This is a genomic window from Aliiroseovarius sp., from assembly GCF_965228805.1.
GTDB lineage: Bacteria > Pseudomonadota > Alphaproteobacteria > Rhodobacterales > Rhodobacteraceae > JASBTN01.
The window spans coordinates 99,660-112,252 of the sequence record NZ_CBDDIE010000001.1 but is presented as its reverse complement, the minus strand read 5'-3'; the positions used below and the strand labels follow the sequence as shown (position 1 = coordinate 112,252).

Here is a 12,593-nt window from a genome sequence, read left to right as displayed (position 1 = left end):
GATATCCGGGCGTGGGATGGGGGGCTTACCCCGGCATACGCCCGCGCGGGCCCGAGTGGTACAAAAAATCCGGTGCCTCAGCCCTTTTTTTGTTTTCGTGAGGCGGGCGGGTTCCCGGCCTAGGCTGGGGAAAACCGGTTCATCAACCTCAAGGCAGACCCGTGGCTGACAGCACCCATACCGACCCTGCGACCTCTGACACGTTCGCGCGCGTGGCCGAGTTCACCCTGACCCGTCCGGTCGAGGCTTTCCCCGAGCAAACGCTGGAGGCTGCCGCGCTGATGCTGCTGGACACGCTGGGCATCACCATCGGTGCGGGCCCGATGGACGCCGGGCGCATTGCCCGCGATGGGGCGGTGGCGCTCTATGGCACCGATCAGCCCGGCACCTCCGCTCGCATGATGTTCGACGGGCGGCGCGTCAGCCTGGCGGGCGCCGGTTTCGCCGCCGCGACCCAGACCGACAACCTGGACGGCCATGACGGCTATAACCCCACCAAGGGCCATATCGGCGTGGTGGTGGTCCCTGCCCTGGCGGCCCTGTCGGAAACTGTCGATGATTTCTCGGGCCGCGAGGCACTGGCCACCGTGACCGTGGGCTATGAGGTCGCCGGGCGCGCGGGCATCAGCCTGCATGACACCGCCTGCGACTATCACACCTCCGGCGCCTGGAACGCGCTTGGCGTGGTGGCCATGGCGGCGCGGATGCGCGGCATGTCGGCCGAGCAGATGCGCCAGGCCATGGGCATTGCCGAATACCACGGCCCGCGCAGCCAGATGATGCGCGAGATCGCCAACCCCACCATGCTGCATGACGGTTCCGGCTGGGGCGCGATGGTCGGGCTGTCCTCCGCCGTGCTGGCCGAAAACGGCTTTACCGGTGCCCCCGCGATCACCATCGAGGAAGACCGCGTTGCCCATCACTGGGACGACCTGGGCACCTTCTGGCAGATGGAGCATCAATATGTGAAACCCTACCCGATCTGCCGCTGGGCCCATGCGGCGATCGACGCCACCCGCGCGCTGATCCGCGAGCATGGTCTGACCCATGACCAGATCGCCGCGATCGAGGTCAACACCTTCCACGAAAGCGCCTGCCTGTTCCAGGGCATGCCCGACGATACCTCGAAGGCGCAATACTCCCTGCCCTTCGCGGTCGCGACCATGGTGGCGCATGGCCGCATCGGGGTCGAACACATCACCGGTGACGGGCTGACCGATCCGCTGGTGGCGCAGATCGTCGACCGGATCACGGTGCAGGAAGCCGCCCGCCACTCCGACCGGTTCCCGGCCTGCCGCGTTGCCGATGTGGTGATCTCCACCGTGGACGGGCGCGAGCTGACCTCCGGCGACGTGCACGCGCGCGGCGGGCCCGAGGCACCGATGGACCGCGACGAGGTGGTGCAGAAGTTCATGGAATTCGCCACCCCGTCCCTGGGCGCGGCCCGCGCGGGCGCCATCCGCGACGCGGTGCTGGGGCTGACACAGCCGGATGCCAGGTTCTCCGACCTCGGCGCGCTGATCTTCGACGCTCCCTGACCTACGCACAAGGCCCCTGACATGCCCCTTCGGCTTCTGAAATACGCGGTCTCGCGTGACTATCCTGTCACTGGCGACATCCCCGCCACGCCCGACTTGAAACCAACCTATGATGTGGTGATCGTTGGGGGCGGCGGCCATGGCCTCGCCTGCGCCCATTACCTGTCGAAATACCACGGCATCACCAATATCGCGGTGTTGGAGAAAGGGTATCTCGCCGGCGGCAACACCGCGCGCAACACCACCACGATCCGCTCGAACTACATCACCAAGGAGGGGATCGCGTTCTACAAGGAAGGGGTCGAGCTTTATGAGGAGATGAGCGAGGAACTCGACTTCAACGTCATGTTCTCGCAACGCGGCCAGCTGACCCTCGCCCATACCGAGGCGACCCTGCGCAGCTTCCACCTGCGCGCCGAGATGGGCAAACAGGCGGGCACGAATATCGAGGTGGTGGACGCGCAGACCGTGCGCGAACTCAGCCCGCATCTGAACATGGACGAAGGCGGGCCGCTCGAAATTACCGGCGGGCTCTGGCACGCCGACGGCGGCACCGCGCGCCACGATGCGGTCGCCTGGGGCTATGCCGCGCAGGCCGCGCGCCGGGGTGTCGAGATCCACCAGCGCACCGAGGTGCAGGGGTTTGACACCGAGGGCGACAAGATCACCAAGGTGCGCACCAATCGCGGCGATATCGCCGCCGGTCAGGTGATGATTGCCGTCGGCGGCATGAACTACGACATGGCGTTGAAGGCCGGGGTTGAACTGCCCATTCGCTGCTACCCGCTGCAAGCCATGGTCACCCAGCCGCTGAAACCCTGGCTGCATACTCTGGTCAGCTCGGTCAGCCTGCACACCTACCTGGTGCAATCGTCACGCGGGGAGATCGTGATCGGCGGCGGCTCGGACCCCTATCAGCTCTATTCCACCCGCTCGACGCTCGACATGAAGGAACACCTGGCCGAGGGCGCGACCCATCTTTTCCCCTTCCTGCAAGGGGTGCGATTGATGCGCCAATGGGCGGGGATCACCGACATGACGCCGGATTATTCGCCGATCATGGGGGCGAGCCCGCTGAGCAATCTCTGGCTCGATTGCGGCTGGGGCACCTGGGGGTTCAAGGCCACGCCGGTGGCCGGGAAATACATGGCCCAGACGATTGCCAACGAGCGCGTCGCCCCGATCCTGGAACCCTTCACCATGGAGCGTTTCGCCCGCTTTGACCTGCTCAATGAAATGGGCGCCACGGCCGCGAGTCACTGATATGAAGATCCTCACCTGCCCGATGAACGGCCCGCGCAATATCAACGAATTCCAGTGTTTCGGGCCCGTGAAACCCGACCCGGACCCGGCCACGACCTCCGATCAGGACTGGGCCCGCCACCTGTTTCGCGCCGACAATTCGACCGGGGTCATCACCGAATGGTGGCGCCACGTGCCCTCGAACTACTTCTTCCTGGCCGAACGCCACGCCACCACGAACGAGGTGATCCGCACCTTCGATCCCGCTGATCTGGAGGCCCGCGCATGACCCGCCTGCCCGCCCCATACGGCTCGCGCATCGACCGAAATGCGCCAGTGAGCTTCACCTTCGAAGGTCAGCATTTCACCGGGCTGAAGGGCGATGTGATCGCCTCGGCGCTCGCTGCCAACGACCAATGGATGCTGTCGCGCAGTTTCAAATACCACCGCCCGAGGGGGCTCATGTCCATGGCCGGGGCGGAGGCCGATACGCTGGTGCAGCTGCCGTCCGACCCCAACGTGCAGGCCGACCGTCATCAGATTTCCGAGGGGCTGACGGTGACCGCCCAGAACGTGAACGGCAGCCTCGCGCGCGACCGTGATGCCTTCATGGACAAGCTCGGTCGCTTCATGCCGGTGGGCTTCTATTACCGCACCTTCATGGGGCCCACTCGAAACAGCTGGCTGAAGTTCTGGGAGCCGCTCATCCGCAAGAAAGCGGGCCTGGGCGTGCTGGACACAAAGGCCGCGCATCAGGACTTCGAAAAGGCCAATCTCTTCTGTGATGTCCTGGTCGTGGGCGGCGGTCTGGCCGGTCTGACCGCCGCCATCGAGGCCGCCGAGGCGGGCGCCGATGTGATCCTGGCCGAGATGGAGCCGGACCTGGGCGGTGCGCTCACCTACCGGCGTGGTGGGGACGCGATCCTGCCCGACCTGCTGACCCGCGCCAAGGCCTGCGAGAGCCTGCGCGTCATGACCCATACACTGGTGAACGGTTGGTTCGAGGACAATTGGCTACCGCTTATCCAGGGCAACAAGCTCTACAAGACCCGCGCGCGCGAGGTCATCCTGGCCACCGGCTGCATCGAACAGCCCGCCGTCTTCCGCAACAATGACCTGCCGGGCATTCTACTCGGTTCCGCCGTGCAGCGGCTCATGCGCCATTACGCGGTCAAACCCGGCCAACGCGCCGTGGTGCTGGCCGCCAATCCCGACGGCTACCGCGTGGCGCTGGACCTGCTGGAGGCAGGGGTGGAGGTCGCCGCCGTGGTGGACCCCCGCCCCGGAGGCTCGGGCGGAGACACCGCCGACACCCTGCGCCAGAATGGCGTCGACATCCGCACCGGTACGATCTCCGAAGCTCACGGCAAGCGCCGCGTGACCGGTGTCACCGTCGAGGGTGCGCGTATCGCCTGCGACCTCGTGGTGATCTCGGTGGGCAGCGCCCCCATGTGGCAACTGCCCTGCCAGGCGGGCGCGAAACTGGGCTATGACGATGCGACCGCGCGTTTCTCGCTGACCCTGCCCGAGGCACCTCTGGGCGTTTCCGGCAGCGTCAATGGCGCGGTGGGGGCCGAGGCGGTGATGACCGACGCCCAGATCGTGGCGCAAAGGGCGCTCTCTCGCCTCGCCCTGCCCACCCGCGACGTGCCCCCTGTGGCCGACCCCGAAGCCGCGCTGGCCAATTTCGAACCGCAAATCTCCCCCCACCCCACGGGCAAGGATTTCGTGGACCGCGACGAGGATATCCAGGTCAAGGACCTGCAGAACGCCACCAAGGAAGGCTACCGCGAGCTGGAGCTGATCAAGCGTTTCACCACGGTCGGCATGGGGCCGAGCCAGGGCCGCCACTCGGCGCTGGCCACCGCGCGGATCGTGGCGAAATCCACCGACCGCACCATCGCCCAGACCGGCGTGACCACCGCCCGCCCGCCCTTCGCGCCCGAGACGCTGGGCGTGCTGTCCGGCCACCACCACCCGGCTGAACGGCGGTCTGCCCTGCACCAGGAACACCTGCGCCTGGGCGCCGACATGCGGCCCGTGGGCGCCTGGTGGCGGCCCTATTTCTACGGACCCAAAGCGGATGCCGAACGGCTGATCGAAGAAGAGGTGCGCGCGGTGCGTGAAGGGGTCGGTGTGCTCGATGTCTCGACCCTCGGCGGGCTTGAAGTGCGCGGGCCGGATGCGGGCGAATTCCTCAACCGCATCTATACCATGGCCTACAAGAAACAGCCCGTGGGCCGCTGCCGCTACTGCCTGATGACCAATGAAATGGGCACTGTCATCGACGACGGCGTCGCCTATCGCCTGGCCGAGGATATGTACTACGTCACCGCCACCACCGGCGCGGTCGCGCGGGTCTATGCGGATATGCTGTTCTGGAATGCGCAGTGGCGGCTGGACGTGGATGTGCTGAACGTGACCTCCGCCTTCTCCGGCTTCAACATCACCGGCCCGAAGGCGCGTGAGGTGGTGGGGCGGCTGGAGAGCGACATTGACTTCAGCCGCGACGGCTTCGCCTATCTCGACGGTCGTTCCGGCACGGTCGCGGGCGTGCCCGTGCGCGCGATGCGGATCGGCTTTACTGGCGAGCTGAGTTACGAACTCCACTGCCCATCGAGCCAGGCAAAGACGCTCTGGGACGCGATCCTGGCGGCGGGCGACCCCGTCGGTCTGCGCCCCTACGGGCTGGAGGCCAGCCGCATCCTGCGCCTGGAAAAGGGTCACATCCTGATCGGTCAGGACACCGATGCGCTGACCTCGCCGGATGAGCTGGGCTTCGGCTGGGCGATTTCGAAAACCAAACCCTTCTTCGTCGGCAAACGCGCGATTGAAATGCGCCGCAACAAGGGCCTGCCGCGCAAGCTGGTCGGGCTGAGCTTCGACGGCGGCGATATCCCCGGCGAAAGCTGCCTGGTGCTCAGGGACGAGGAGCCGGTGGGCCATGTGACCTCGGTGCTCTACTCGCCCACCTTGGGCAAGCACATCGCGCTGGCCTATGTGGATGGACGCGATGCCGACCTGGGCACGCCCGTCACGGTGAAATGCCGAAACGGCGCGCGGGTGACGGTGCCGGTCGGCCCGCATGCCTTCTTCGATCCCGAAAATACGCGGCAGGAGGTGTGATCATGCGCTGCTATCCGCTTCAACCCGGTGGCGCTGCCGAGGGCACGCCCCTGACCACCGGCCCGGTCACGCTGACCGACCTCACCCCCCTGCCCCGCTTCGGCCTCAAGGGGCGCGGCTCCGCCGATTGGCTGGCGGCGCAAGACCTGGACCTGCCAGAGGTGAACCGCATGGCAAACGGCATCCTGCGCCTGGGCCGCGAGGATCTGCTGGTGATCGAGAACGCCGATGGCTTGCGCGCCGCATGGCAGGGGGCCGGGGGGGTAAAAGGCTATGACGCCTGGCGCGAGGAGACCTGGGCCTGGATGCACCTGTCCGGCCCGCGCCTTGACGATCTGATGGCAAAGATCTGCCCGGTCGACCTGTCACCCCGCGCCTTTGCGGACGGCCAGATCGCCCAAACCCGTGTGGGATACGTCGAGGCGGTGACCTGGCGCGACACCCGCGACGGCGCCGCAGGTTTTTCGGTCCTCTTCGACATTGCCGCCACGGCGTTTTTTGCCAATGCTGTCGCCACCGCAGCACAGGAATTTGCCTCATGAAAACCCCCGTCACCATCCTGCACACCGACAACCCGGACGCCTCGCGCGAGGTTCTGGCCAAAGGCCACCCGGACCTGGAGATCCACACCTGCGACAGCTACGAGGCCCTGCCCGCAATGATCGCGGACACTGGTGCCGAGGTGATCTATTCCGTGCGGTTTGGGGGCACGCCGAGCTTCCCGCGCCAGGCGCTGATCGACGCGCCCACGGTCAAATGGGTCTCGGTCGGAGGTTCGGGCACCGACCACATGAACCCCTGGGATCCCGACACCCTGACCGTTACCAACTCGGCCGGCGTGGCAGCCGACATGATGGCGCAATACGCCATGGGCGCGCTGTTTCACTTCGCGCTCGACCTGCCGGGATTCCGGGCCGCTCAAACCCGCCGCGAGTGGATTTCCGGCAAGGTCGAACCGATCGACGGCAAGACCGTGCTGATCCTGGGCCTGGGTCAGACCGGCATGGCGGTGGCTGCGCGCATGAAGGCGCTGGGGCTCACCACAATCGGCGTACGCGCCCGGCCCAAGGACACGCCCAACGTGGATGAGGTCCATGGGATGCAGGCCCTGCCCGACCTCTGGCCCCGCGCCGATATCATCGTCGCCTGCGTGCCCCTTCTGGACAGCACCCGGGGGCTGGTGAACGCCGCCGCCTTCGCCGCGATGAAACCTGACGCCGTGATCGTCGACGTCTCCCGCGGTGGCGTGATCGACGAGGCCCCACTGGTAAACGCCCTTGAAACCGGCACGATCCGGGGCGCCGCGCTCGATGTCTTCTCCATCGAACCCCTGCCCGCCGACCACGTGCTCTGGGGTTTCGACAACGTGATCATCACGCCGCATTGCTCGTCCGTCTATGACGGCTGGGACCTGAAATCGGTCGAGATGTTTTCCGAAAACCTGTGGCGCTATCGCAAGGGCGAAGCGCTGTCGAACATCGTCAATCCCGAACGAGGATATTGAACATGGCCCGTGAAAGACGTGGCGGCGGCCGCCGCGGCAAATCCACCCGCTCCGGCGGCGGTATTCAGCAGCTGCCCTGGCAGAACGTGATCAACACCGCCCCGAAGATGGAGCTGTTGGACGCCGACCAGCTCGAGAAGCTGCACCAGACCTCCATGCGCATCCTGTCGGAGGCCGGGATCCGCGTCATGGGCGACAATGTCATGGACCTGTTCGAAGACGCGGGCGCCATCGTCGACCGCGACACCAAGACGATCCGCATCGATGAAAGCCTGGTCAACGAAGCACTGAAGACGGTGCCGGAGACCTTTACCCTCACCTCGCGCAACCCGGCGAAACGCATTACCCTCGGCGGCAATAACGTGAACTTCGGCCTCGTCGCCGGGCCGCCCAATGTGCATGACTGCGTGAACGGGCGGCGCGCGGGCAATTACGAAGACTACTGCAACTTCATCAAGCTCGCGCATCACTTCAACGCCGTGCACCTGATCGGCAACCAGGTCACCGCGCCGCAGGAAATGCCCGCCAACAACCGGCACCTGGACACCTATAACGCCAACCTGACCTATTCCGACCTCAGCTTCCACGCCACCGCCATCGGTCGGGGCCGGGCGATGGACGGGATCAACATGATGGCCATCGCGCGCGGCATGACGCCGGAACAGATGCGGGATGACCCTGGCGTGATCACCATCATCTCGGTCAACTCCCCCCGCCTGTTCGACGATGCGATGGGCGACGGGCTGATCGCCATGGCCGAACACGGTCAGCCGGTCACGATCACCCCCTTTACCCTGATGGGCGCCATGACCCCGGTCACCCTGCCCGCCGCCCTCGCCCAGCAGAATGCCGAGGCGCTCTTTGGCGTGACCCTGACCCAGCTGGTCAACCCCGGCACGCCGGTGATGTATGGGTCCTTTACCTCGAATGTGGACATGAAATCCGGCGCGCCCGCCTTTGGCACGCCGGAGAACAGCAAGGCCAACATGATCTCCGGCCAGCTCTGCCGCCGCTATGGCATTCCCTACCGGACCTCCAACGCCAACGCCTCGAACGTGGTCGACCTTCAGGCGGCGTATGAGACGATGATGGCCACCTGGGGCGCGGTGCTGGGCGGGGCCAACCTGGTCTATCACGCGGCCGGCTGGCTCGAAGGTGGGCTGACCGCGTCTTATGAGAAATTCATCATGGATGTGGAGATCCTGCAAAACATGATGGAGTTCCTGAAGCCGCTGAAGTTCGATGAGGATGAGCTGGGTCTGGAGGCGATCAAGGACGTGCCCACCGGCGGGCATTTCTTCGGCACCGACCACACGATGGCGCGCTATGAAACCGCCTTCTATGCGCCGATGCTGTCCGACTGGCAGAACCACGGCGCCTGGGAGGCTGCCGGGGCCAAGACCGCGCTGACCCGCGCGACCGAGCTGTGGCAACAAGCCCTGCGTGAATACGAGGCCCCCGCGATGGACCCGGCCATTCGCGACGAGCTGGACGCCTATATCGCGCGCCGCAAGGAGGAGATCGGCTCGGAAGAGCCGTAACGGGTGACCCATGCACCCCTTGGCGCGGGCTGAAAGCCCGTGCCGCGCCCGACCCTCCCCACGGGAGGGCGCTTTGGCAACGTCTCAATACCAAATCACGTTTCGACTGGTGCCACCACATTGCACCACTTCACCGATGTGACGCGCCCACCCAGGGTCGGGCGCGTCACTCATTGCTTACAGCAGGTCGAACAGCCGCCCCGGCACGCCCGCGTGACGCGGCAGGTCCAGTGCACGCATCAGTGCAAACATCATCGCCTGATTGGACGTCACCACGGGCTTGTCCAGTGCCGCCTCGATCCGCGCCACCGCCTCGACCGAGCGCATGTCGGTGCAGCTCAGCACGATCGCCTGGGCGTCCGGGTGGTTCGCCTCGCATGCCAGGTCAAAGACCTCGTCCGGGGTCAGCTCACCCTGCCCGTAATTGCCCAGCTCGCGGCCCACATCGGCGCATTTCACCGTCTGGGTCCCGTTCTGGGCCAGGAACTCCATCGCCTGCACGTTGATCTCGCCCAGATAGGGCGAGGAGAAGCCGATCTTACTGACCCCCAGCGCCTGGATCGCGGCCACCAGCGACCCGGCGGCGGTCAGCGACAGCGCGCCCGATCCCGCCTTGATGTCTTCGGCCAGCTGGGCGTCAAACGACGGCCCATGGGTCAGCGTGGCCGAGGTGCAGCCGTACAACACCACGTCCGGCCGCACGCCCGAAATCATGCGCAGGTCGTGGCTGATATCCGACGCCCCCAGCCCGGCCATCTGGTCCGACCCGGGGATTTCATCCACATCATAGCCGCCCATGCGCTGGAAATGCACGGTCGTGTCCGGGCAGCGCATCAGCATCATGTCTGGTTCCAGGTTGGTGTTGGTAAAGGGCACCAACACGCCGATCTTAGCGCGGGTTCGGGTCTCGAACGTCATTGGGTGACCTCCTTCAACACAGCCAGGCAGCGGTCCATCACCGCCTCGTCACAGATCGTCGCGCGCAGGCAATCGGCGAGGCCGTAACCCCCCATCCCGCGCATGAGCAGCCCCGCCGCGCGCAGAGCGGCATCGGCCTGTTGCGCGGCCTCGACGGAGGCAAACCTGATCAGCACGAAGTTGGTATGGCTCGGTGCCACCTCCAGCCCTAGCGCGCGACAGCCCTCGGCAAACCGGTCGCGGATCGCGGCGGTTTTCGCGACGGTGTCCTGCATATGCGCCTGGTCTAGCATCGCCGCAGTCGCCATGGCCTGCGACGGGATCGAGACATTGTTGGGATTGAGTAGCTTGCGCACCTCACCCGCGATTTCGGGCGGGAACACCCCCCAGCCAACCCGCGCCCCCGCCAGCCCATAGGCTTTCGAAAACGTACGCATGACCACCGTGTTGCCCCGCCCAACCAGCGCGAAGATCTCGGCCGGGTCTTCGGCGGCGTCGGAAAACTCCGCATAGGCCTGATCGACCACCAGCAGCACGTCGCCGGGCAGGGCGTCGCGCAGGCGGATGAGCTCGGCATTCGGGATCAGCGTGCCGGTCGGATTGCCCGGGTTGCAGACGAAGACAATGCGCGTCTCCGGCGCGACGGCGGACAAGATATCATCGACCGAGACGGTCAGATCGACCTCCCGCGCCTTCACGTAATCCGCCTGCACCTGCGCGGTCGCCGACGCCACATAGGCATAGCCGTAATCCGTGCCCAGCACCCGGTCGCCTGGCCCGGCAAAGGCGCGAATAAGGCAGCCGATCAACTCCATCGAACCCGCGCCGCAGAGGATCGTTTCCGCTGCCACCCCATGCACCCCGGCAATCGCCGCGCGCAGCTCGGGCCAGTCGGGATCGGGGTAGAGAGGCATTTGTTCCAAAACCCCCTGCCCCGCCGCGATGGCCACAGGGCTTGCCGGAAAGGCGCTTTCGTTCTGGGCGAGGGAAACGGTCCCCTCGCCGCCAAGATCGGCCAACGCATAGGCGGCCATCTCTCTCACATGGGGAACCGCGCGGATCATGACGCACCCCCATAGGCCTTCGCGCCCTCTTGCGTGACCAGCCCGCGTTTCAGGTCCAGCTCCAGCGCCGCCGGGTCGCGCTCCGCCGGGTCGCCGAAGCCACCGCCGCCGGGCGTGTCGAAGATCAGGTAATCCTCCCCGGTCACCCGCAGCTCGCCCTTGCCGGGGATATCCTCGGCACCCTCGCGGAAGCGAATGCGACCGGGCGCGCCGGGCTGCCCGCCCATGCGGCCAAGCGCCGGGAATTTCAGCCGCTCGACCGAGAGGAAGACGATGAAGGGCGCGCCATTGGACGAGGTCATCTCGATCCGCTGGCCAAGCCCGCCGCGATACTTGCCCGGCCCACCGGAATCCGGCAGCAGTTCGCGCCGCCACATGACGACCGGCGCCACGCTTTCGGTGATCTCGACCTGAGAGCCGAAGACGCCCGAGGGATAAGCGGTGGCCGACAGCCCGTCCGCATGGGGCCGCGCGCCGGTGCCGCCGTTGTGCACGGGTTCAATGGCGAACTCGCGCCCGCCTTCGGCCGCCACCTCCGGCGCATGGCGCATCGGCAGGTCGAACATGCAGCTTGCGCCCTCGGCGGGCACCTCATCGGGCAGCGCCTGGTGCAGGCAGCCCAGCACCAGGTCCGGCGTCACCTGCCCCAGCGTGTGGCGCATCGCCACCGGTGCGGGGTGCTGCGCATTCAGGATGCAGTTCTTGGGCCCGTCCACGGTGAACGGCTCAAGCGAGCCCGCATTGTTCGGAATATCCGGCCCGACGATGCAGCGCAGGGCAAAGACCGTGTAGGCGGTGGCATAGTTCAGGGGCACGTTGATGCCCTTCTTCGACAGGCCCGAGGTGCCGGTGAAATCCACATGCATGCCGTCCCTGGTCACGGTCAGCGTGGCGTGCAGCTCCAGCTCGTTCTCATACCCGTCCATCTTCAGCATGTTCGTGTAGGTGCCCTCCGGCACCTCCGCGATCGCCTCGATGGCGCCCTTGCGCGAGGTGTCGATGATGTAGTCGCCCAGCGTGTGAAGGTCGTCGATGCCGAATTCCTCCATCATGGCGACCAGACGGTTCACCCCGGCCTCGCAACAGGCGATCAGCGCGTAGATGTCGCCCTCGTTCGCGATCGGCTCACGCGAGTTCACGCGGATGATGTCCATCAGCAGCGGATTGGGCGTGCCTTCCTCGACCAGCTTGCAGGGCGGGATCAGAAGGCCTTCGTCATAGATATCGGCGCCCTCCGGCCCCATGCCGAGGCCGCCCAGATCCACCAGGTGTGAGGTGCAGGAGGTAAAGCCGACCACCTTGCCGTCCTTGAAGGCGGGCATCATCAGCAGGAAGTCGTTCAAATGCCCCGAGGCCAGCCACGGGTCATTGGTCATGTAGATGTCGCCGGGCTTCATGTCTTGCAGCGAAAACCGCCCGCGCAGGTGCAGGACCGCCTCGGCCATGGTGTTGATATGGCCGGGCGTGCCGGTGACGGCCTGGGCCAGCATCCGCCCGTTCACGTCGAAGATCCCGGCCGAAATGTCCCCGCATTCGCGCACGATGGGGCTGAATGCGGCGCGGATCAGGGTCTGGCCCTGCTCTTCCACCACTGCCAGCAGGCGGTTCCACATGACTTGCAGGCGGGCGGGCGAGAGGTCGGTTTTGGTATCGGTCATCG

At 66.1% G+C, this 12,593-nt stretch carries 10 protein-coding genes; 7 read left to right on the top strand and 3 right to left on the bottom strand.

Annotated features, from left to right (window positions below):
• Window positions 1-161 precede the first annotated feature (161 nt).
• Genes ACO07D_RS00490 through ACO07D_RS00460 form a run of 7 tightly spaced genes read left to right on the top strand, consistent with a single transcriptional unit; the run spans window position 162 to window position 8,951 of the window.
• Window positions 162-1,538 (top strand): MmgE/PrpD family protein, encoded by a 1,377-nt coding sequence (locus ACO07D_RS00490; protein ID WP_421700968.1) that lies wholly within the window; start codon window positions 162-164, stop codon window positions 1,536-1,538.
• Between the two features lie 21 nt (window positions 1,539-1,559).
• Window positions 1,560-2,801, top strand: a complete 1,242-nt coding sequence (locus ACO07D_RS00485; RefSeq protein ID WP_421700967.1) for an FAD-dependent oxidoreductase — start codon at window positions 1,560-1,562, stop codon at window positions 2,799-2,801.
• 1 nt (window position 2,802) lies between these two features.
• Window positions 2,803-3,069 carry a sarcosine oxidase subunit delta gene (locus ACO07D_RS00480; protein ID WP_421700966.1) on the top strand — a complete coding sequence of 89 codons (267 nt, stop codon included), beginning with the start codon at window positions 2,803-2,805 and terminating at the stop codon, window positions 3,067-3,069.
• Window positions 3,066-5,906 carry an FAD-dependent oxidoreductase gene (locus ACO07D_RS00475; RefSeq protein ID WP_421700965.1) on the top strand — a complete coding sequence of 947 codons (2,841 nt, stop codon included), beginning with the start codon at window positions 3,066-3,068 and terminating at the stop codon, window positions 5,904-5,906. The genes ACO07D_RS00480 and ACO07D_RS00475 overlap by 4 nt, the downstream gene beginning before the upstream one ends.
• A 2-nt stretch (window positions 5,907-5,908) precedes the next feature.
• Window positions 5,909-6,448 carry a hypothetical protein gene (locus ACO07D_RS00470; RefSeq protein WP_421700964.1) on the top strand — a complete coding sequence of 180 codons (540 nt, stop codon included), beginning with the start codon at window positions 5,909-5,911 and terminating at the stop codon, window positions 6,446-6,448.
• Window positions 6,445-7,410 (top strand): D-2-hydroxyacid dehydrogenase, encoded by a 966-nt coding sequence (locus tag ACO07D_RS00465; RefSeq protein WP_421700963.1) that lies wholly within the window; start codon window positions 6,445-6,447, stop codon window positions 7,408-7,410. Before ACO07D_RS00470 ends, ACO07D_RS00465 begins: the two co-directional genes overlap by 4 nt.
• Before the next feature lie 2 nt (window positions 7,411-7,412).
• Entirely contained in the window at window positions 7,413-8,951 is a 1,539-nt protein-coding gene (locus ACO07D_RS00460) for a trimethylamine methyltransferase family protein (RefSeq protein WP_421700962.1), read from the top strand.
• A gap of 177 nt (window positions 8,952-9,128) precedes the next feature.
• Here ACO07D_RS00460 and ACO07D_RS00455 read toward each other — a convergent pair whose 3' ends face one another.
• From ACO07D_RS00455 to ACO07D_RS00445, 3 genes are read right to left on the bottom strand one after another with little or no spacing between them, the layout of a single operon-like run.
• On the bottom strand, window positions 9,129-9,869 hold the full coding sequence (locus ACO07D_RS00455) for a maleate cis-trans isomerase family protein (RefSeq protein ID WP_421700961.1): 741 nt from the start codon (window positions 9,867-9,869) through the stop codon (window positions 9,129-9,131).
• On the bottom strand, window positions 9,866-10,933 hold the full coding sequence (locus ACO07D_RS00450) for a pyridoxal phosphate-dependent aminotransferase (RefSeq protein ID WP_421700960.1): 1,068 nt from the start codon (window positions 10,931-10,933) through the stop codon (window positions 9,866-9,868). The genes ACO07D_RS00455 and ACO07D_RS00450 overlap by 4 nt, the downstream gene beginning before the upstream one ends.
• Window positions 10,930-12,591, bottom strand: a complete 1,662-nt coding sequence (locus ACO07D_RS00445) for a hydantoinase B/oxoprolinase family protein (RefSeq protein WP_421700959.1) — start codon at window positions 12,589-12,591, stop codon at window positions 10,930-10,932. Before ACO07D_RS00445 ends, ACO07D_RS00450 begins: the two co-directional genes overlap by 4 nt.
• Window positions 12,592-12,593 lie beyond the last annotated feature (2 nt).